We start from the raw sequence: 21,617 nt of genomic DNA on the forward strand, positions 1-21,617 counted from the left end.
TTTATGACTCCTGTAGTAGCCCTGGTGGGCCGCCCCAACGTGGGGAAATCCACCCTGTTTAACCGCTTGACCCGTACTCGGGATGCCCTGGTTGCCGATTTTCCCGGTCTGACCCGGGACCGTAAATACGGTCAGGCGAAGTTGGGCGAGCTGGAATTTATCGTGGTCGATACCGGCGGTATCGATGGCACCGAAGAGGGGATCGAGCTGAAGATGGCCGAGCAATCCCTGCTGGCCATCGAAGAAGCGGACGTCGTGCTGTTCATGGTGGATGCCCGTGCCGGTCTGACCGCGGCGGATCAAGCCATTGCCGAGCACCTGCGCAAGGCCCACAAGAAGGTATTTCTGGTGGCCAACAAGACCGACGGTATCGACGGTGATTCCGCGGTCTCCGAGTTCTACGGTCTGGCGCTGGGTGAGGTCTACCAGATCGCGGCCGCCCACGGTCGTGGTGTGCTGAGCCTGCTGGAACTGGCCCTGGCTCCCCATCTGGAGACCCTGGTCGACTCCGCTACCGATGAAGATGCGCAGGATGAAGAAGAGGAGGACTTCGACGAAGAAGCCCTGCTGCGCATGGTGGCTGCCGGTGAACTCGATACCAAAGAGGACACCAAGGAGACCCCGTTTGCCGACCTGCCCATCAAGTTCGCCATCGTTGGTCGTCCCAACGTCGGTAAATCGACCCTGACCAACCGCATGCTGGGTGAAGATCGGGTCATCGTCTATGACATGCCCGGCACCACCCGTGACTCCGTTTACATTCCTATGGAGCGTGACGAGCAGAAGTATGTGGTCATCGACACCGCCGGTGTGCGTCGTCGTGGCAAGGTGCACGAGACGGTGGAGAAGTTCTCCGTTATCAAGACCCTGAAAGCCATTGAAGATGCCAACGTTTGCCTGCTGGTGATCGACGCCCAGGAGACCATCACCGATCAGGACTTGAGCATCCTTGGCTATGTGCTCCACGCCGGTCGCTCCGTGGTGCTGGTGGTGAACAAGTGGGATGGTCTGGATCAGAAGGTGAAAGAGGATGTGAAGAACGAGCTGGATCGTCGCTTGGGCTTCATCGACTTCGCTCGCGTTCACTTCATCTCCGCCCTGCACGGTAGCGGTGTCGGCCATCTGTTTGAATCCATTCAGGAGGCTTACCAGTCCGCCACCCGTCGTACCAGCACGGCCATGCTGACCCGCATCATGCAGATGGCGCAGGAAGATCACCAGCCGCCGATGGTCAACGGTCGCCGCGTCAAGCTCAAGTATGCTCACGCTGGTGGCTACAACCCCCCGCGCATCGTGATCCACGGCAACCAGCTGAACGACTTGCCGGACTCCTACAAGCGGTATCTGATCAACTACTTCCGCAAGTCCCTCAAGATCATGGGCTCGCCGATCCGGGTCGAGTTCCAGGAGTCGGTCAACCCGTTTGAAGGGAAGAAGAACACCATGACCCTGAGTCAGGAACGTCAGCGTAAACGCCTGCTGAAAATGAAGAAGAAATAAGTCCTTGCGGCTGCCCTCACCGGCAGCCGCTTTGTTATCCTCGCCATGTTAAGGTGAGGAATAAGGTGAGGGGGATCTGCCATGGAACAAGACCATGGCAGATCCACTTTTCGAGGAGTTGATTATGGAAGCCCTGCTTTGTCCATCATGCCAGGCTGAACTGGATACCCGCAGCAAGGAGCAAACCTGTGGCCAGTGCCAGGCCCCTGTTCGCGTCACGGCCATCTGCCCCACCTGCCAGCAGGAGCTGGAGCGTCTCAAGGCGTGCGGCGCGGTGGATTACTTCTGCAACCACTGCAACTCGCTGATCTCCAAGCGGTCGGTACAGTTCAAGGCGGCGCTGGTGTAAGACAGTATTCAGGTGAGAAAGAAGATAAAAAACCCGGCGAATGCCGGGTTTATGCTGTGTGCTCTGCAATAAGCAGGGTATAGGATCGATTTCTGCGCCACAGATTGCGCTTGATGTCATTAAGCTTGAGTTTGCGTCTGGGGCTCCAGCTGCACTTCGCTTTTCTGACCAGACTGATTTTTCTACGTTTTTGCATCTTGGTCTCCTCCCAACTCAGTTGGCCATCCCGGCCTTGGGTCATTGATGGAGCCCATCCGAAATTGCTGTTATTTAATCTCTCAACATAATGAAAACAATGCGATTTCGGATAGGCTCCGATATGAATCGATGGTAACAGAGAAGTTTGCGTGAAAACAGCCGAATAATGGCTGGTTAGCGCATGGTGATCTGATTGACCACTTCGGCGATGGCGGTGGGGCGCTCGGCCAGCTCGGGCTCGCTGTCGTTGTCGAGACTCTCCCGCTGATGTGCCTTCTGCTGCTCGTTGTCGAGCCAGAGCAGACTCTGGTAATACTGGCGCACGTTGTTGACATAGTTGCGCGCCTCGCTGCCACGGGCATAGCCATAACGCACCTTGCGGTGCCAGCGCGCCTGTTGCAGCAGCGGCAGCACCTCTTTCACGTCGCTCCAGGCGTCAGGATTCTTGCCGAGCTCTTTGGTCAGGCGGCGGGCGTCCATCATGTGGCCGTAACCTATGTTGTAGGCGGTGAGGGCAAACCACACCTTCTCGTCATCGGGCACCGAATCCGGCACCTTCTCCATCATCTGTTGCAGATAGAGGGAGCCACCTTTGATGCTCTCTTCCGGATGAAGCCGGTCGTTGACTCCCATCGCCTTGGCGGTGGGCTCGGTCAGCATCATCATGCCGCGCACGCCGGTGTAAGAGCGGGCCTGTGGGTCCCAGTGAGACTCTTGATAGCTGATGGCGGCGAGCAGACGCCAGTCGATATTCTTGGCGTGAGTCTGGAACAGCGGCTGGTACTTGGGCAGCAGGCTCTTGGCGCGCTTGAGGAAGGTGCGGGTATCGACAAAGTCGAAGTTCTGCACGTGGCCGAAGTACTTCTCGTCCAGCTTGGCGATGGCACCATCCATAAAACGCTGACCGAAGAAGTCGATCACGCTGGCATAGAGGCTGTCATCGGGCAGCTTGCTCATGGCCCAGGCAACGGTCTGCTTCTGGGCCAGGGTCAGCCCCTCGGTGAGCTCCGGGTAGTAGCGCTGGGTACGGGCCAGCACGGTATCCTGCACCACCGTGTAGTCAATCTTGCCATCCACCACCTGCTTGAGCAGCTCCTCCACATCGGCGTTGTCGCTGGTGCTCCAGGCTAGTTTCGGATTCTCTTTGCTCATCTCTTTGAGCAGATCTTCACCGGTGGAGCCGGCGGCCACCACCAACTTGCCCTTGATATCGTTCAACGAAGCTGGCTTGGGTTTGCCGTTGCGGTAGACCAGTTTGGGAGAGACCTGATAGAAGCCCGGGCCGAAGCGAAACAGCTCGCGCCGTTCGGGGGTGACCATGATGGCGGCAGCCGCCAGATCGAGTTTGCCCTTTTTCAGCAGGGTGACCAGTTGGTCAGTGGTGTCGACCGGGATGATGGTGAGTTTCACCCCCAACCAGTCGGCATAATTTTGCGCCAGCTCGTAATCGAACCCCTGGGCGAGGTCGTCACGCTGGTAATAGGAGGTGGGACCATAGATGGTGCCAACCCGGATCTCGCCTCGCTGGCGGATCTGCTCCAGCTGGCTGGAGGGGCTATAGAAGTCGCAGCCAACCAGTGTCAGCGTCAACAACAGCCCGATAAACAGTCGAAAAATGCAGCGCAAGTAGGTGAGTACCTTTGTTGAAAAAATCGGCATTTGTCAAAAAAGAGGCACCTTTATACCAGAGAGTGTGCGCAGAGTCACACTGCACGAAGTGAGAAAAACGTTTGTCCACTGTGAGCCAGATCCCTATAATACGCGCGTCTCAATTCCCCCCCACTTTAAAACTTGGTGAGAAAGGTCATATGGATATCTTGCGTGGTGCCCCAGCACTGTCTGATTTTCGTGTCCAAAAACTGCTGCAACGCTTCGCACAGATGAGAAACGAGAGTGGAGTAGAGAGCGGAGTAGAGATAGAGGATGTCTATGCCGAGTATGTGCACTTTGCCGAGCTGACAAGCCCCCTCTCTCCCCCCGAGCGAGCGACCTTGGGCCAGCTCTTGCGCTACGGCCCGACCATCCCCGAACACACCCCCAGCGGTCAGCTGTTTCTTGTTACCCCCCGCCCCGGCACTATCTCCCCCTGGTCTTCCAAAGCAACCGACATCGCCCACAACTGCGGCCTGAAACAGGTCAAGCGGCTGGAGCGTGGTATCGCCTATTACCTGACCATCAAGGGGCAGGGTGAACTGAGTGACGCCCAGCGCAGCGCCATTGCCGCCGTGCTCCATGATCGGATGATGGAAGTGGTGTTTGCCGAGATGAGCGAAGCTGCCGCCCTGTTTGCTCACCACGAGCCGCGCCCCTTCACCCAGGTGGATGTGCTGGGCGGTGGTCGCGCAGCCCTGGCCGAAGCCAACGTGGCGCTCGGTCTGGCGCTGGCCGACGACGAAATCGACTATCTGGTGGAGAACTTCACCAAGTTGGGTCGCAACCCCAACGACATCGAGCTCTACATGTTCGCCCAGGCGAACTCCGAGCACTGCCGTCACAAGATCTTCAATGCCGACTGGACCATCGATGGCGAGCAGCAGCCCAAGTCGCTATTCAAGATGATCAAGAACACCTTCGAGCAGACGCCGGATCATGTCCTCTCTGCCTATAAAGACAACGCCGCCGTGATGGAAGGGAGCCAGGGTGGCCGCTTCTTCCCGAGCCCGGCCAACGGCGAATACCAGTATCACCAGGAACAGGTCGACATCCTGATGAAGGTGGAGACCCACAACCACCCGACCGCGATCTCCCCGTTCCCGGGGGCAGCCACCGGCTCCGGCGGCGAGATCCGCGACGAGGGTGCCACCGGTCGCGGTGCCAAACCCAAGGCGGGTCTGGTCGGTTTCTCCGTCTCCAACCTGCGCATTCCCGGCTTCGAGCAGCCCTGGGAGCAGGATTTCGGCAAGCCGAGCCGCATTGTCAGTGCCTTCGACATCATGCAGGAGGGGCCGCTCGGCGGCGCCGCGTTTAACAACGAGTTCGGCCGTCCGGCCATTCTCGGCTACTTCCGTACCTTCGAAGAGGAGGTGCCGAGCCACAACGGCGTCGAGGTGCGTGGCTACCACAAACCCATCATGCTGGCAGGCGGCATCGGCAACATCCGCACCGAACATGTCCAGAAAGGGGAGATCCCGGTCGGCGCGGCGCTGATCGTGCTGGGCGGCCCGGCGATGAACATCGGTCTGGGCGGCGGTGCCGCATCCTCCATGGCCTCCGGCCAGTCAGCCGAAGATCTCGACTTTGCCTCGGTGCAGCGTGACAACCCCGAGATGGAGCGCCGTTGCCAGGAGGTGATCGATCGCTGCTGGCAGCTGGGTGACGACAACCCTATCGTCTTTATCCACGATGTGGGGGCGGGTGGTCTCTCCAACGCCATGCCGGAGCTGGTCAACGACGGTGAGCGCGGTGGTCGTTTCGATCTGCGCGCCATCCAGAGCGACGAGCCGGGTATGAGCCCGCTGGAGATCTGGTGCAACGAATCCCAGGAGCGTTACGTGCTGGCGGTAGCGCAGGACAAGCTGCCGCTGTTCAAGGCGCTGTGCGAGCGTGAGCGCGCCCCTTATGCCGTCATCGGCACCGCGACCGAAGAGAAGCATCTGACCCTCTCTGACAGCCACTTTGACAACCAGCCCATCGATCTGCCGCTGGACGTGCTGCTGGGCAAGGCCCCCAAGATGCACCGCGACGTGGTGACCCTGCCAGCACAGGGCAAAGCGCTCCAGCTCGATGGCATCACTTTGAGTGACGCGGCCGAGCGGGTTCTGCGTCTGCCGACCGTGGCGGAGAAGTCCTTCCTTATCACCATCGGCGATCGCAGCGTGACTGGCTTGGTCAATCGCGATCAGATGGTTGGTCCCTGGCAGATCCCGGTGGCCGATTGCGCCGTCACCGCTGCCACCTACGACAGCTATCACGGCGAAGCCATGTCGATGGGCGAGCGTACCCCGGTGGCGCTGCTCTCCCACGCCGCCTCCGCTCGCATGGCGGTGGCGGAAGCGCTCACCAACCTGGCGCCGGCTCATATCGGGTCGCTGAAGCGGGTCAAGCTCTCCGCCAACTGGATGGCCGCTGCCGGTCACCCGGGGGAAGATGCCGGTCTCTATGAGGCGGTCAAAGCGGTGGGCGAGGAGCTCTGCCCGGCCCTTGGCATCACCATTCCTGTGGGCAAGGACTCCATGTCCATGAAGACCCGCTGGCAGCAGGATGGCAAGGAGCACAGCGTCACCTCGCCGCTCTCCCTGCTCATCTCCGCCTTTGCCCGGGTCGAGGATGTGCGCAACACGGTTACTCCGCAACTGCGTACCGATCTCGGTGAAACCGACCTGATCCTCGTCGACCTTGGCAACGGCAAACAGCGCCTCGGCGCATCTGCGCTGGCGCAGGTCTATCGTCAACTGGGCGACAAGGCGCCGGATCTCGACAATCCGGTTCAGCTCAAGGGTTTCTTCAACGCCATTCAGGCGCTGGTGGCCGATCGCAAACTGATCGCCTATCACGACCGCTCTGACGGTGGCCTCTTCGTCACCCTGACCGAGATGGCGTTTGCCGGTCACTGCGGCCTCGACATCCAGCTCGATCGCATCGGCGGCGAGCTGCTGTCGGCGCTATTCAACGAAGAGCTGGGCGCCGTCATTCAGGTGCGTCGTGAAGACAAAGAGACGGTGATGACCCTGCTGGCCGGTCACGGTCTGGCAGCCTGCTCCCATGTGCTCGGCACCGTGCGCGAGGGGGATCTCATCACCCTGCAGCGGGGCGGTCAGGAGGTCTATCGCGCCAGCCGCACTGCCCTTCGCACCATCTGGGGCGAGACCAGTTGGCAGATGCAGCGCCTGCGCGACAACCCGGCGTGCGCCGACAGTGAGCACGCGGCCCGTCAGGACGCCACCGATCCGGGTCTGCATGCCAAGCTGACTTACAACCCGTCCGAGGATGTGGCTGCACCTAACATTGCCCGCGGGGTCTCACCCCGTCTGGCGGTGCTGCGCGAGCAGGGGGTCAACTCCCATGTGGAGATGGCGGCGGCGTTCGATCGTGCCGGTTTCGCGGCGGTGGACGTGCACATGAGCGATATTCTCTCCGGTCGCATCAAGCTGGAGGAGTTCCAGACCCTGGTGGCCTGTGGCGGCTTCTCCTACGGTGACGTGCTGGGGGCCGGTGAAGGCTGGGCCAAGTCCATCCTGTTCAATGACAACGCCCGCGAGCAGTTCCAGCGCTTCTTCGAGCGTGGCGATACCCTCTCTCTGGGTGTCTGCAACGGTTGCCAGATGATGTCCAACCTGCGAGAACTCATCCCGGGTGCCGATCTCTGGCCGCGCTTTGTGCGCAACCGCTCCGAGCGCTTCGAGGCCCGCTTCAGTCTGGTTGAGGTGCAGGAGTCCCCGTCGGCCTTCTTCGCCGGCATGGCAGGCTCGGTGATGCCGATTGCCGTTTCCCACGGGGAAGGGCGTGTCGAGGTGCGCGATGCCGCTCACCTGAGCGCACTGCAGCAGAGCGGTCTGGTAGGGCTGCGTTTTGTCGATAACCGCGGCAGCGTGACCGAGCAGTACCCGGCCAACCCCAACGGCTCGCCGGATGGTATCACCGCCGTGACCACCACCGACGGTCGCGCCACCATCATGATGCCGCACCCGGAGCGGGTGTTCCGCACCGTGGCCAACTCCTGGCACCCCGACAACTGGGGCGAGGACGGCGCCTGGATGCGGATGTTCCGCAACGCCCGGGTTCGTCTGGGTTAATAGAGACAGCACCAGCGCATAAAAATAGAAACCGGCCAATTGGCCGGTTTTTTTATGAATAGTTCAGTTAGATGCTGACTTTACATATCAGAGCACCATGGCGGCAATCCAGCCGAAGATCACCAGCGGGATGTTGTAGTGAATGAAGGTGGGCACCACGCTGTCCCAGATATGGTCGTGCTGGCCGTCGGCGTTGAGGCCGGAGGTGGGGCCCAGCGTCGAGTCGGAGGCCGGTGAACCCGCATCCCCTAGCGCGCCAGCGGTACCGACCAGGGCGATGATCGCCATCGGTGAGAAGCCGAGCTGCAGACAGAGCGGCACATAGATGGTGGCGATGATGGGCACGGTGGAGAAGGAAGAACCGATCCCCATGGTGATGAGCAGGCCCACCAGCAGCATCAGGAAGGCGGCGATCCCTTTGTGCTGGCCGATGCCTGAGGCGACCACCTGAACCAGAGAGTCGACCCCGTGGGTTGCCTTCATCACCGCGGCAAAACCGGCGGCGGAGATCATGATGAAGCCGATCAGCGACATCATCCGCACCCCCTGAGTGAAGGCATCCTGGCTTTCGCGAAACTTGATGACGCCGCCGCAGGTGAAGATGACAAAACCGGCCAGTGCACCCAGTACGATGCTGTTGGTCATCAGTTGCAGCCCCAGCGCTACGCCAATGGCCAGCAGGGCCACCCAGATGTGGGTGAGGTTGAGCTCGACCGCTTCGGGCTCGGCATCCAGGATCTTGGCCAGATCGTACTGGCGCGGTTTGCGATAGCTGATGAATACCGCAATCAGCAGGCCCAGTACCATACCGGCAACCGGAATGGCCATCGCCAGCGGGATCTGGCTGGTGGTGATGGGCACGCCGTTATCGATCAGGTTCTTGGCCAGAATGTTATTCAGGAAGATGCCGCCAAAGCCGACCGGCAGCACCATATAGGTGGCTGTCAGGCCAAAGGTGAGGACACAGGCCACCTGACGACGGTCGATCTGCATCTGCGCCATCACATGCAGCAGTGGCGGGATCAGGATGGGAATAAAGGCGATGTGAACCGGGATCAGGTTTTGGGACGAGATCGCCACGGCCAGCACGGAAGAGAGCAGCAGGGTTTTGACCCACATGATGCGGGTCGAGCTGGCATCCTTGCCCAACTGGTTGATCACCTTGCGGGCCAGCAAGTCGGTGATCCCGGAGCGGGAGATGGCAACCGCAAAGGCGCCCAGCATGGCGTAGGAGAGAGCAATCTCGGCGCCACCGCCCAGACCACCGCTGAAGGTGGTGAGGGTATCGGTCAACGACAGCCCACCGACCAGGCCGCCAGCAATGGCCCCCAGCGCCAGCGAGACCACCACATTGATCCGCAGCAGACTGAGCACCAGCATCAGCCCGACTGCGATAACAACTGGATTCATTTGATTTCCTTATAGTTTGTTATTGCTGTCTGTCATGTGAAGGGGAGTTAGTTTGCGAAAAATGTGACAAATGTCGAGTAAAAAATCAGTCAAACCCCTCATATCGCAGCAGCATGTGGCACAAGGTTGCTCAACATGAGGGTTTGTGACCTGTTTGTCTCCGTGTATCACGTGCGCAGCGGTGGATAGTGGCCTTGATAGCGATTTCCGGTGCGCCGTGCAATCAATCACTTCCCCAAAAAAGCAAAGGCTGCCAGTGGCAGCCTTCGTCCGTTTATTCTTGCCCCTCATCATCAGCAGGGGCATCGGTTGTGTCATCATCCGGATGCGCTGGCGGCCAACCCCCCATGCTCTTCCAGCGGTTAACGATATGACAGAACAGCTCTGTGGTGCGTTCGGTGTCATAGAGGGCAGAGTGCGCCTCTTTATTGTCAAACGGGATGCGGGCGCTCTGGCATGCCTTGGCCAGCACGGTCTGACCCAGCGCCAATCCGGAGAGAGCAGCGGTGTCGAAGGTCGCAAACGGGTGGAACGGATTGCGCTTGAGGCCAGCGCGCTCGGCGGCAGCCATCACGAAGCCGTGATCAAAGGTGGCGTTGTGGGCCACTATGATGGCGCGGCCGCAATCCTGCTCCTTCATCCCCTTGCGGATCCCCTTGAAGATCTCGGTCAGCGCCTCTTTTTCCGAGACAGCGCCACGCAACGGGTTGTAGGGGTCGATGCCGGTGAACTCCAGCGCAGCCTTTTCCAGGTTGGCCCCTTCGAAAGGCTCGACATGAAAGTGGAATACCTGATCGGGAACGAGCCAGCCCTGCTCATCCATTTTCAGGGTGTAAGCCGCGATTTCGAGCAGGGCATCGGTCTTGGCGTTGAACCCGGCTGTTTCAACATCAATGACGACGGGGTAAAAACCACGGAAACGGCCCTTGAGGGTATGAACTGCGTCGGTCATGGGATCTCGGTCGGGATAAAATGAGGCGGCATTATGGCAAAAAAGCACAGGCTTGTCCCCCCATCCCGTTGCAGTAAGCCGCGGCAAGATGGCGCAGGATTCAATATCTGTGCAGCCACCAGCGGGCGGCAATCAGCGCCGTGAGCGTGCCCAACAGGGCGCTGGCCAGCACATCCACCGGCCAATGCATTCCCATTACCATGCGTGACAGACCAATCCCCAGCGCCCACAACGGCAGCAGCCAGACGCCCGTGGGAGCGCGGGCCAGCCAGATCAGACCAAAGAACTGGGCCAGGCTGATGGCGGCGATGCTGTGGCCAGAGGGGAAGGCGTAGTTCACCTCGTCCTGCCAGTGGTGGCCGAGCCACTCTGGCAGGGCCAGCAGCTGGCTGGCGGCGTGAACCTGTTCGCTGCGCACATCGACGCTACTGGCGTAGAAGTGCTTGATGGCCGGGATCAGCGACTGACTCTCAAGCCAGAGCAGATAGGGTCTGGGCTCTTCGGTCAGGTGTTTGATCAGGCTCTTGAGCACCCAGTCGCTGGCGAGCAGGGCTGCCAGCGCACACCCCAGCGCAATGAAGGGAGCCAGCTCCAGTTTGATTTTGTAGCGGGTCAGCAACAGCAAGAGGGCGCCACTGACCCCGATCCCGGGAATATCGACCATGCGGGTGAGGGCGTATGACCACCATAACCAGCCTGATTGCAGGGAGCCGGTCAGAAAAGGCTGCCAGGGCAGGGTGGCGAGCAGCAGCAGGGGCAGGATTAACAGGGCAGTGAAGCCAAGCACCTGACTGCGGGTGAGTGAAGCGGTTGACATTGGGAGCGACGAAGCGTGTGGCGGCATGGTGGGTATGGGTGATCGCGAAAAAAGAGGGGCATTGTGCCACCGTGATATGCCCGGACAAAGCCGAGCAGCACGTTTGTTACCTCTGCTTACACATTTGTGGCGACATCCGCTGTTTGAGCGGGCGGATGGAGCGGCTGCCGCGCAATGTGGTCCCGTTTCGCGCCGGATTGCATCACAGGCTGAAATCTCGGGCGGCTTTGCGCTAGAATGGCGCCCCCGTGGCGGTTGTGACCAAAGAGAGCCCGATGAAGATAGTCGTTGATGAGAATATGCCCCATGCCGTGGAGCTGTTTGCCGAATTTGGCGAGGTGATCGCCTTGCCCGGACGGCAGATGCAGGCCTGCGATCTGCTCGATGCCGATGTGCTGCTGGTGCGTTCGGTCACCCGCGTCAACGGCGATTTGCTGGCGACCAGCCCCAAACTCGGGTTTGTCGGCACCGCCACCATAGGCACCGACCATGTGGACAAGGCGCTGCTGGCAAGCCGCAATATTCCCTTCTTCAGCGCTCCCGGTTGCAACAAGTATTCGGTGGGGGACTATGTGCTCTCCGCTTTGCTGGTGCTGGCCGAGCGCTATGAACTCGAGCTCTCAGCCATGACGTTGGCGGTGATTGGCGCGGGCAATACCGGCGAGTGTGTGGCGACCAAGGCCCAAGCACTCGGCATGCGGGTGCTGCGCTGCGATCCGCCCAGGGCGCGGGATAATCCCGATGCGGGCTTTGTCGATTACCAGACCGCCCTTGGCGCCGATATCGTCAGCTTCCATGTGCCCATCACCCGTGAAGGAGTGGATGCCACCTACCATCTGCTCGATGCCGAACAGATTGCCGCGCGCCCTGCCGGACAGATCCTGATCAACGCATCCCGTGGCGAGGTGTGGGATAACCGGGCCCTGCTGGCACGCCAGCTGAGCGATAAGCCTTTACGACTGGTGATGGATGTGTGGGAGAACGAGCCCGAGCCACTGGCTGCGCTGGTGCCCCATACCGAGATTGCCACCCCCCATATCGCCGGTTACAGCCTGGAGGGGAAGGCCCGCGGTACCTGGATGCTCTATCAGGCGCTCTGCCAGCAGCTGGGACGCCAGCCTCGTCAGGATTTGAGTAAGCTCCTGCCAGTCCCCGATGTGCAGGCGGTGGTGCCGGGCCGCGCACCGGATCAGGCGCTGATCAAGCAACTGGTGCATCTGGTCTATGACGTGCGCCGCGATGATGCCCGTTTCCGGGCCCGACTCGGTCTACCCGGCAGCTTTGACGAGCAGCGCAAACACTACCCCGAGCGCCGTGAACTATCCTCCCTGCAAGTTGAGGGTGCGTTTGCCGACCAGGCGCTGGGCGAGCTGGGATTTGCGCTGTCACGCCCCTGAATCGGGGACCAAGAGTTGGAAGATAACCGGAAGGGGTGAGCCGTACTGGCTACCTCGACCCCCTTTTTTACTGAGCTGGCGCAGATCCTGCTGCGCCGGCTCAGCCATATCAGGCAGCGTCATCTCGCCGTGCGGGAGCCTGCCGACCATGGCGCCACCCGGCGCCATTGCAGCATTATCAGAGGAGAACAGAATGAGCCAGCAGTTTAACGTAGCGGTATTGGGTGCCAGCGGCGCCGTGGGTCAGGCGATGATCGAGATCCTGGAAGAGCGCGAATTTCCGGTAGCGACCCTCTATCCGCTGGCTTCCAGCCGCAGCGCCGGTGATACCGTGCGCTTTGGCGGCAAGAACCTCGAGATCCTCGATGTGGAGGAGTTTGACTGGAGCCAGGTACAGATCGCACTCTTCTCCGCCGGTGCCGAGGTCTCGGCCAAGTGGGCGCCGATTGCTGCCGAGCACGGTTGTATCGTCATCGACAACACCTCCTGCTTCCGTTACGACGAAGATATCCCGCTGGTGATCCCGGAAGTGAACCCGGATGCGCTGGCCGATTTTCGCAATCGCAACATCATCGCCAATCCCAACTGCTCCACCATCCAGATGCTGGTGGCTTTGAAGCCGCTGCACGACGAAGTGGGCATTGCCCGCATCAACGTGGCCACCTATCAATCCGTGTCAGGATCCGGCAAAGAGGGGGTCAGCGAGCTGGCGGGCCAGACCGCTCATCTGCTCAACGGTCGTCCGGTGGAACCGACCCTCTATCCGCAACAGATCGCCTTTAACTTGATCCCGCAGATCGACAGCTTCACTGACAACGGCTACACCCGTGAAGAGATGAATATGGTATGGGAAACCCAGAAGATCCTGGGGGATGCCAGCATTGCCGTGAACCCCACCTGCGTGCGGGTGCCGGTCTTCTACGGCCACGCCGAGGCGGTACACGTCGAACTGCACCAGCCGCTCGATGCCGAACAGGTCAAGGATCTGCTGCGCAGTGCGCCGGGTGTGACCCTGTTTGATGACGAAGGGGACTATCCGACCCCGGTGCGTGACGCAACCGGCAAGGATGAGGTGCTGGTGGGTCGGGTGCGCCAGGATATTTCTCATCCAAGTGGTATCAATATGTGGATCGTGGCCGATAACGTTCGTAAGGGCGCGGCAACCAACAGTGTACAGATTGCCGAGCTGCTGGTTCGCGACTATCTGTAAGGCTGGTCAGATGCCACCGATGCGCAGCAGGGAGTGCTGCGCATCCGGCCTGTGATCAAACCGGGGTGTGACCCATGCCGCACTCCGTCACTTCAAGATTCTGTTGCGATATCAACTGATTAAGTTTTTTCCTACACTCAGGGTCAAGTTGGGTGCTAAATGTGTCGGACTGCTGGCTTGCCAGGCGAGCCTGATTTATATTGAACCGACTGTTTTGGGGTAACTATCCAGATTTTTCAATGTGATAGGGCCGTCATACGAAGGAACGAATATGGGACATTCCCGCATAACATTGGCAACGCTACTCGCATTGGGTCTGCTGGGCACCGTCCAGGCTGAAGACTCGGCGCGGGAGCCTTTTTTTGTCGAGCTAAAAGGCCCTGACGAACCCGCACCTCCCGCCGTCAATTCCCAGCCACTGGCGCAGCCGGTCGCCAGACCCGTCGCACAACCGGTGCGTACAACCGCCCAGCCGGTGGTGCGTCAGGTCACTGCCAATGCCGGTAGCTATGGCCCTGTTCGTCCGACCGATACCCTATGGAGCCTGGCGAGCAAATATCGCCCCTCCAATCGGGTCAGCGTCTACCAGACCATGGTGGCGATTTACGAGAAAAACCCCCGCAGTTTTGCCGATGGCAATATCAACCACATTCTGGTGGGATCCCGCATTCTGCTGCCGACTGCGGCCGAGGCGAGCGTCATCACTGATGCTCAGGCCCGCGCCAAGTTCCGTAGCGACAACGCCAGCTGGAAGGGGTTAAGCCCCAAATATCTGGCTGACAAGCAGGCCCACACCGCCAAGCCGGCTGCCGCCAAACCCGCGAAGGTTGAAGCCGCCAAGACCGAGCCGGTGAAGGCTGCGCCTGCGCCGCTGCCAGTGGCGAAAGCCGCCCCCATTCCCGCCCCGGTGGTGGCACCGCAACCGGCGGCTGAAACCAAAGAAGTGGCCAAGGTGAGCGAGCCTGCGCCGAAAGAGGCGGTAGCACCTGCTCCGAGCGCAGCAGAAGGCACCACCCCGACGCCTCTGCCTTCCGATCTGGATAAACCGGTGGGCAAACCGGCTACCGAGATGGCGCTGGCACTGGAAGATGCCAATGCCCAGCTCGGCCAGGTGACCGAGATGAACCACAGGCTCAAGTTGCGTCTGCAATCCCTGACCGAAGAGGTGGAGACCCTCAAGGCACAGCTGCAGGATCAGACGGCGCTGCAAAAAGAGATTGCCGAGCTCAAGGCCCAACCGGTCCCGCCGGTGGTAGCCGAGCCTGAACCTGAGAAAAACTGGTTGATGGATCTGCTTGCCTCACCGCTCAACCTCGCCATGATCATTCTGCTGCCGGTGCTGCTGGTATTGGCGCTGGTGACCCTGTGGCTGCGTGCCCGTGCCCGCCGCGAACTGGAAGAGCAGGAGAAGAGCCTCTCCGAATCCACCGCCATGATGATGGATCAGGAGCAGAGCGAGTTTGATGATCTGCTGAGCGTCGATGTGACCGACAACGAGCCGGTGCGCCCGGTGCCGGATCTCAACACCCCGGATGGCTTTATGCCGATGGAGCCTGACGAGCCAGCCGCCAAGCAGGATGTCGACTTGGTGTTCAGCGACGACGGCGAGATGGAGCTGCAGGGCTTTGAGCCCGAGCGGATGGCGGTCCAGCCAGCCAGTCGTGACCCGGACCTGGTGCCGGATCTCGATCTCTCGCTGGATGAGCCCATTGCGCTGGCCAACGAGCCCGCCATGGATCTGGCGAGCGAGTTCAACCCCAAGCCCAAGGCCGCTGACGAGATCATGAGCGAAGAGGAGCTGCAGGCAGCCCTGTTTGCCGAGCTGGATGCGGATCTCTCAGCCGACCTCGAGCCCGATTTGAGCTCCATCGACGAAGTCGGCTCCGCTGACGACGATCTGGCGAGCTTCGATCTCGGCGATTTCGACAATGCCCTCGACGAGCCTGCTGCTGGCAAAGATGATAACGCCATTGATCTCAGTGCCGCAGAGGACGCCGACGAGAGTGCGGATGCCATGCTGGCCGAGCTCGGTCTTGAGCCTGTCAAGGCGAAGGAAGCGGAACTGGATCTGGAGTGGGATCCCAACGAGCTGGCGCTCTCCGATTTCGAAGATGCGTTTGCCGAGGTGGAATCACATCCGGCAGATCTCCAGCCCCGTGAGCAGGCGCAGGAGAGTGGCTACGTCGAGATCGACAAGCTGCTGGCTGAAGCGGATGCCACTGCGCCGGAGCAGGAGCCGTATCAGGGCTTCTCGCTGGATGTGGGGCTGGATGGCTTCCCCGAGGTGCTGCCGGAATCCACCGGATTTGACGTGGATGCCGACGACGGCGGTGTGGGTGCCAAGTTGGATCTGGCCCGTGCATACCTCGAGATTGACGACAAGGATAGTGCCCGCGAGCTGCTGCAAGAGGCGGCGGAGCAGGGTAGTGATCACCAGCGCGCCGAAGCCGAGAAGTTGCTCAAGCGGTTGGGCTAAAGGATTTCCCATTACGGGATCAGCAAAACGGGGGCAGCCAGCAGGCTGCCCTCTTCCTTTTGGCGATTTGTTATGGGGTGAGCATGGCCTCGCAGGCTGACCATTCAGGCCAATTGCGGCGTGTGGTGGGACTTTTCAGGCTGAGCGCGTATAATCCGCCCCGTTTCTTTCACTGCGTTTTCACAACAAGACAAGTTTATCCATGCGAATTGCCCTAGGTATTGAATATGACGGCAGCCGGTATTTCGGCTGGCAGCGTCAGCGTGAAGTGATCAGCGTGCAGGCTGAACTGGAGACGGCGCTGAGCCGGATTGCCAACCACCCTGTCTCCATCCAGTGTGCCGGACGCACCGATGCCGGTGTCCATGCGACCGGTCAGGTGATCCACTTCGATACCGAGGCGAACCGTGCCGAAGGGGCCTGGACCCTGGGGCTCAATTCCAACCTGCCGCCGGATATCGCCGTGCGCTGGGTCAAGCAGGTGGACGAGAGCTTCCATGCCCGCTTCAGCGCCACCGCCCGTCGCTACCGCTATGTCATCTACAACCACAACTACCGGCCGGCGATCCTCGGCAGTGGCGTCAGCCACTACCACGAGACCATCGATGCCGAGTTGATGCACCAGGCGGGCCAGAGCCTGCTGGGGGAGCACGACTTTAGCACCTTCCGTGCCGTCGCCTGCCAATCCAACACCCCGTGGCGCAATGTGACCCATCTGTGTGTCTGCCGTCAGGGGCCCTATATCGTGCTGGATATTCGCGCCAACGCCTTCCTGCACCATATGGTGCGCAATATTACCGGCTCCCTGCTGCTGGTGGGGCAGGGGCTCAAACCGGTGGAGTGGATTGCCGAGGTGCTGGCTGCCAAGGATCGCAATCTGGCCGGGCCGACTGCCAAGGCCGGTGGTCTCTATCTGGTCGACGTGGATTACCCGGCCGAGTTTGCTCTGCCGCAGTTGCCGCTCGGCCCGCTGTGGCTGCCGGACTCGGCACCGGGTACGACCAGTTTTTAGTAACTGCGCCCGAAAAATTGTGGTTTAATGACCCGTCATTTGTTGCCATCGAGCTATTAAGTCATTGAACAATCTAGGCTCGATGCGTTTTGTCAGGCACAAAAGCATTAAGGAATTCCATGAGCTGGCTTGAGAAGATTCTTCCCAAGAGCAAGATCACTGCGCCCCGTCGTCACAACATTCCGGAAGGGGTGTGGACCAAGTGCAGTGCTTGTGAACAGGTGCTCTACCGGGCAGAGTTGGAGCGCAACCTCGAAGTGTGCCCCAAGTGTGATCATCATATGCGCATCAGCGCCCGCGCCCGTCTCGAGAGCTTCCTCGATGAGCAGGGTCGTACCGAGATCGGTGCCGAGCTGGAGCCGCAGGATGTACTGAAATTCAAGGATTCCAAGCGCTACAAGGATCGTTTGTCTGCCGCTCAGAAAGAGACGGCGGAGAAAGATGCGCTGGTGGTGATGAAAGGGACCCTCAAAGGGGTACCGGTTGTCGCCTGTTCGTTCGAATTCTCCTTCATGGGGGGCTCCATGGCCTCCGTGGTCGGTGCCCGCTTCGTGCGCGCCGTCGAGGAGTGCATCAAGGAAGGCCGTGGCCTGGTCTGCTTCTCCGCCTCTGGTGGTGCTCGCATGCAGGAAGCCCTCTTCTCCCTGATGCAGATGGCCAAGACCAGTGCAGCGCTGGACCGACTCACCAAGGCGGGCCTGCCCTATATCTCCGTGCTGACCGACCCCACCATGGGTGGCGTCTCTGCCAGTCTGGCGATGCTGGGTGACATCAACGTGGGCGAGCCCAAGGCGCTGATCGGCTTTGCCGGCCCGCGCGTTATCGAGCAGACCGTGCGCGAGAAACTGCCGGAAGGCTTCCAGCGCTCCGAGTTCCTGCTGGAAAAGGGTGCCATCGATATCATCATCGATCGCCGCGAAATGCGTAACCGTCTGGCCAGCCTGCTCGCCAAAATGCTGAATACTCACGTCATCGAAGAGTGAAGATGAGTTCAAACATGCAACAATCCCAAAGCCGGTCGCTTGTCGACTGGCTTTCTTATTTGGAGCAGATCCATCCGGTCAATATCGACATGGGGCTGGATCGGGTCGGTGCCGTTGCCCGGCGCATGGGTCTCACCCAGCTGCCGTTCAAGGTGATCACGGTGGCGGGCACCAACGGCAAGGGCTCCAGCTGTGCCATGGCGGCCAGCATTCTGATGGCCGCAGGCTATAAGGTCGGCGTCTACTCCTCGCCCCATCTGCTGCGCTTTACCGAGCGGGTGCGGGTCAACGGGCAAGAGCTGCCCGACAGCGATCACTGCGCCGCCTTTGCCGAGGTGGAAGCTGCTCGTGGCGAGATTGCCCTTACCTTCTTCGAGTTCGCCACCCTGGCTGGCTTGTGGCTCTTCTGCCGTGCCGCCCCCGATGTGCTGCTGCTGGAAGTGGGACTGGGCGGTCGGCTCGACGCCACCAATGTGGTGGAGTCCGATGTGGCGATGATCACCTCCATTGCCCTCGATCACTGCGACTGGCTGGGTGATACCCGCGAAGCTGTGGCGGTGGAGAAGGCTGGGGTCTATCGCGCTGGTAAACCCGCCATCAGTGGCGAGCCCAATCCGCCTGCGACTATCGCGAGCGAAGCGGCGCGTCTTGGCGCCAACCTGTGTCAGGTCGGTATCGATTTTCGTGGCGATGAGCACGAGAGCGGTTGGGATTATCACGGCCTCAACCAGTGGCGGGATCTGCCAAAACCGGCGCTGCCGCTGATGAACGCGGTGACCGTGCTGGCGGCGCTGGAATCCCTCGGCTTGCCGCTGTCGGAGTCCGCCATTCGTGACGGGCTGGCCAATGCCCGGCTGGCTGGCCGGATGCAGCAGTTGCAAAGTGCGCCGCTGGTGATCGTCGATGTAGCCCACAACCCCCATTCGGCGGCCTATCTGGCCGCGCAATTGCGCAAGATGCCCTGCTTGGGTGTACGCCGCGCCGTGGTCGGCATGCTCAAAGACAAGGACATGGCGGGATCCCTTGCCGAACTCGATGGTCTGATCGGCGAGTGGTATCTGGCCAGCCTCACCGGCCCGCGCGCCGCCACTGCTGCGCAGCTGGCTGCGGCGTTGGGAGAGGGCAAGGGCCCTGCCAGGGAGTTTGATGATGTCAGCGCCGCTTATCAGGCAGCGTTGGCCGCATCGAGTCCGGACGATATGGTCATTGTGTTTGGTTCGTTTTACACTGTCGCCGACATTCTGGCGGGTGTCGCCGTCTAGGCCACACCCCGGCTCCCCGGCCTTCGGGCGGGGAGCCAAATCGCATATTGAGTTACGTAAAGGTAGGATTCAACTTGGCCTCGAAGTTTCAAAACCGTCTGGTGGGCACCGTCATCCTGGTGGCCCTGGTTGTTATTTTCCTGCCGGACTTGCTGGATGGTCACAAGCTGGCACAAAAGGAGGAGGCCTTTGCCAAGATCCCGCTGCGCCCCGAGCTGGAGCCTGCCAAGCCTGCGCTGCAGGTCTCGGCAGCCAGCAGCCTGCCAGCCGATCATCTGGCCAGCCAGCAACAGGCCTCTGCGGCCCAGCAGTGGCAAGTGGAAGAGGTGGCTGACCCTATGACCCTCGCCGGTCAGGGCAACGGTGCACAGCCGGCGACAACCCCTGCCGCACCGGCGCCGGTCCAGCCGCAACAGAATGCCCAACCCAAGCCACAGCCCAAGCCGGAAGTGGTGGCCAAAAAAACGGTCGAACCGCCCAAGCCAGCACCCAAGCCGACGCCAGCCAAACCGGTTGAAGTGGCCAAAGCGCCCGCACCGGCCAAGCCGCAGGCGGGTCAGATCAAGTCCCTCGACGATCTGATTGAAAGCAAGATGACCCAGCCGACCACACCCGCGCCTGCTGCGGCACCGGCACAGGGTAGCTGGATCCTCCAGCTTGGCGCCTTCAAGAACGTCGACAGCGTCAACGCGCTGGTGAGCAAGCTGCGGGCGGCGGGCTACTCTGCCCACACCTCGCCGCGCACACCGGTGCAGGGTCAGCTCAACCGGGTCTTTATCGGACCGGATGTCTCCAAGGCCAAACTGCAGGGCATGCAGGGGCGGATCTCCCAGATGACCGGCCTCAGTGGCTCGGTGGTCTCTTACAATCCGTAACGGCGTTGCCGTTGGCTATGGCCCTCTGAAACAAACACCGCGCCCTTTGCGCGGTGTTTTTTTATCTGGCCGTCGTGATTTTTAAGGACGGCGTCGTACAGGTCACCCCCCGGTTGGGATTTTCGGGCAGTTGGGGTAGTCTGAGCCCTTCTGCTACTCACAGGAGTTCAAGATGATCCTCTCGACGACCCCCACGCTGGAAGGCAAAACCATTCGTGAATACCGCGGCATCGTGGTTGGCGAAGCCATTCTCGGCGCCAACATTTTCAAGGATCTCTTCGCCGGGATCCGCGACATCATCGGCGGCCGCTCCGGCGCCTATGAAAAAGAGCTGGCCCGTGCCCGCGAGATCGCCTTCGATGAGCTGAAAGAGCGTGCCGCTGCCCTTGGCGCCAATGCGGTGGTCGGCATCGATATCGACTACGAGGTGGTGGGGCAAAATGGCAGCATGCTGATGGTCAGCATCAGTGGCACCGCCGTGGTGGTCTGATCGGGCATCCACTTTTGCATTGGCAATGAGCCGATAACCGGGTTATCGGCTTTTTTATTGCCTGTCTGATACGTGGCGGCTGGCAGGGTTATCACTCAACTCATTGATTTTAAATATTTATATTTATTAATAATTCCGCTAACCGGTTTTATTTTTTTTAACTGGGTGGCCCGAGAGGGTCAAGCTAGAGTGCCGCCATCAGGAACAACACCGCTCACGGACGAGGTTCTCTTCTCTTGAAGGCGTATCAATATGAATCAAAAACCTGCTCTGCTGACCCTTGTCATGTTGGCCATGACCGCCCATGCCGGCAGTGCCCTCGCAGCGCTGCCCAACTTCAGCGCCACTTGTCCCACCGATATTCGGGTCAAGTCGCAAGGGGGCAACGTCTTTATCAATGGCAAGAAGGCGACCCTGAAAACGCTGGCGCCCGCCGCCTATTCGGCCACAAACGGCAAGGTGGTCATCGGGATCACCTTCGATCTGCCCGCCAGCGAACCCACCCTGGATTACGTCATCAAACATGATCGCCGAGCTCATGGCTTTTGCACCGTGCACGCCTGGTCGGCGGGCAAGGCAGCCGCACTGCCGATGGCCAAGGGAGATTCGCCCTATCAGGGCAAGTGGATCGCCAAAAACCGCGAGACAGGCGCCACGGTGGCCAATATTCAGGTGGATGGCAAGGAGCAGGTGTGGGTCAACGGGGTCAAGGTGAAGGCCAAGCGGGCCGATGGTGCGCTGCAGTTTCGCAAGGGCACCATCCTCTACACCTTGCAGGGGGATCCGCGTATTCGCGATGAGAGCGACTGGAATGACAGCGATGTTCAGAATACCGGCCCCATCCGGCTCGAGTAACAGACGCGCCGTGCCACGGCTTGGTCATTGATGCAAAAAGCAGAGAGCGGCATGGCCGCTCTCTGCTTTGTTGTCTCTATTGGGTGATAGCCGTGCGGG

The 21,617-nt window shown here is 60.4% G+C and carries 16 protein-coding genes; 12 read left to right on the forward strand and 4 right to left on the reverse strand.

The window, feature by feature from the left end:
- The first annotated feature begins 3 nt into the window (after positions 1–3).
- Both der and AB5Y83_RS19850 read left to right on the forward strand, forming a co-directional pair.
- A complete protein-coding gene (der, locus tag AB5Y83_RS19845; protein WP_005333794.1) occupies positions 4–1,500 on the forward strand; it encodes a ribosome biogenesis GTPase Der in 1,497 nt (498 codons plus the stop codon).
- A 124-nt stretch (positions 1,501–1,624) separates the two neighbouring features.
- Positions 1,625–1,849: a zinc ribbon domain-containing protein gene (locus AB5Y83_RS19850; protein ID WP_005333789.1), complete on the forward strand. Its 225-nt coding sequence runs from the start codon at positions 1,625–1,627 to the stop codon at positions 1,847–1,849.
- A gap of 372 nt (positions 1,850–2,221) precedes the next feature.
- Here the strand turns inward: AB5Y83_RS19850 and mltF are convergent, their stop codons facing one another.
- Positions 2,222–3,706 carry a membrane-bound lytic murein transglycosylase MltF gene (mltF, locus tag AB5Y83_RS19855; RefSeq protein WP_005344877.1) on the reverse strand — a complete coding sequence of 495 codons (1,485 nt, stop codon included), beginning with the start codon at positions 3,704–3,706 and terminating at the stop codon, positions 2,222–2,224.
- Between the two features lie 149 nt (positions 3,707–3,855).
- Between mltF and purL the strand changes: the two genes are divergently transcribed.
- On the forward strand, positions 3,856–7,779 hold the full coding sequence (gene purL / locus AB5Y83_RS19860) for a phosphoribosylformylglycinamidine synthase (protein ID WP_368175819.1): 3,924 nt from the start codon (positions 3,856–3,858) through the stop codon (positions 7,777–7,779).
- Between the two features lie 87 nt (positions 7,780–7,866).
- Here the strand turns inward: purL and AB5Y83_RS19865 are convergent, their stop codons facing one another.
- The 3 genes from AB5Y83_RS19865 to AB5Y83_RS19875 all read right to left on the reverse strand — a co-directional run bounded on the left by AB5Y83_RS19865 (position 7,867) and on the right by AB5Y83_RS19875 (position 10,985).
- Positions 7,867–9,189, reverse strand: coding sequence for a Na+/H+ antiporter family protein (locus AB5Y83_RS19865; RefSeq protein WP_005333782.1), 1,323 nt, complete (start codon positions 9,187–9,189; stop codon positions 7,867–7,869).
- A gap of 274 nt (positions 9,190–9,463) precedes the next feature.
- Complete coding sequence (gene rnt / locus AB5Y83_RS19870; RefSeq protein WP_005333780.1) at positions 9,464–10,141, reverse strand: ribonuclease T; 678 nt, start codon at positions 10,139–10,141, stop codon at positions 9,464–9,466.
- A gap of 100 nt (positions 10,142–10,241) precedes the next feature.
- Positions 10,242–10,985, reverse strand: a complete 744-nt coding sequence (locus AB5Y83_RS19875) for a phosphatase PAP2 family protein (protein ID WP_201956061.1) — start codon at positions 10,983–10,985, stop codon at positions 10,242–10,244.
- Positions 10,986–11,233: 248 nt separating this feature from the next.
- Between AB5Y83_RS19875 and AB5Y83_RS19880 the strand changes: the two genes are divergently transcribed.
- From AB5Y83_RS19880 to AB5Y83_RS19920, 9 genes are all read left to right on the forward strand, one after another.
- On the forward strand, positions 11,234–12,355 hold the full coding sequence (locus AB5Y83_RS19880) for a 4-phosphoerythronate dehydrogenase (protein ID WP_368175820.1): 1,122 nt from the start codon (positions 11,234–11,236) through the stop codon (positions 12,353–12,355).
- A 193-nt stretch (positions 12,356–12,548) separates the two neighbouring features.
- Positions 12,549–13,565 carry an aspartate-semialdehyde dehydrogenase gene (locus tag AB5Y83_RS19885; RefSeq protein ID WP_368175821.1) on the forward strand — a complete coding sequence of 339 codons (1,017 nt, stop codon included), beginning with the start codon at positions 12,549–12,551 and terminating at the stop codon, positions 13,563–13,565.
- A 271-nt stretch (positions 13,566–13,836) separates the two neighbouring features.
- The gene (locus tag AB5Y83_RS19890; protein ID WP_368175822.1) at positions 13,837–16,041 is read left to right on the forward strand and encodes a FimV/HubP family polar landmark protein; all 2,205 of its coding nucleotides are present in this window, start codon (positions 13,837–13,839) and stop codon (positions 16,039–16,041) included.
- 202 nt (positions 16,042–16,243) lie between these two features.
- Positions 16,244–17,053: a tRNA pseudouridine(38-40) synthase TruA gene (gene truA, locus AB5Y83_RS19895; protein WP_368175823.1), complete on the forward strand. Its 810-nt coding sequence runs from the start codon at positions 16,244–16,246 to the stop codon at positions 17,051–17,053.
- A 119-nt stretch (positions 17,054–17,172) separates the two neighbouring features.
- The gene (accD, locus tag AB5Y83_RS19900; RefSeq protein ID WP_005333765.1) at positions 17,173–18,036 is read left to right on the forward strand and encodes an acetyl-CoA carboxylase, carboxyltransferase subunit beta; all 864 of its coding nucleotides are present in this window, start codon (positions 17,173–17,175) and stop codon (positions 18,034–18,036) included.
- A gap of 2 nt (positions 18,037–18,038) precedes the next feature.
- Positions 18,039–19,298 (forward strand): bifunctional tetrahydrofolate synthase/dihydrofolate synthase, encoded by a 1,260-nt coding sequence (gene folC / locus AB5Y83_RS19905; protein ID WP_368175824.1) that lies wholly within the window; start codon positions 18,039–18,041, stop codon positions 19,296–19,298.
- 74 nt (positions 19,299–19,372) lie between these two features.
- Positions 19,373–20,173 carry a cell division protein DedD gene (dedD, locus tag AB5Y83_RS19910; protein WP_075115149.1) on the forward strand — a complete coding sequence of 267 codons (801 nt, stop codon included), beginning with the start codon at positions 19,373–19,375 and terminating at the stop codon, positions 20,171–20,173.
- Between the two features lie 172 nt (positions 20,174–20,345).
- A complete protein-coding gene (locus AB5Y83_RS19915) occupies positions 20,346–20,663 on the forward strand; it encodes a heavy metal-binding domain-containing protein (protein ID WP_005333757.1) in 318 nt (105 codons plus the stop codon).
- A gap of 252 nt (positions 20,664–20,915) precedes the next feature.
- A complete protein-coding gene (locus AB5Y83_RS19920; protein ID WP_368175825.1) occupies positions 20,916–21,518 on the forward strand; it encodes a hypothetical protein in 603 nt (200 codons plus the stop codon).
- The last annotated feature ends 99 nt before the right edge of the window (positions 21,519–21,617 follow it).

The sequence above is a fragment of the Aeromonas sp. R5-4 genome, from assembly GCF_040908215.1.
Classification (GTDB): Bacteria; Pseudomonadota; Gammaproteobacteria; order Enterobacterales; family Aeromonadaceae; genus Aeromonas; species Aeromonas veronii.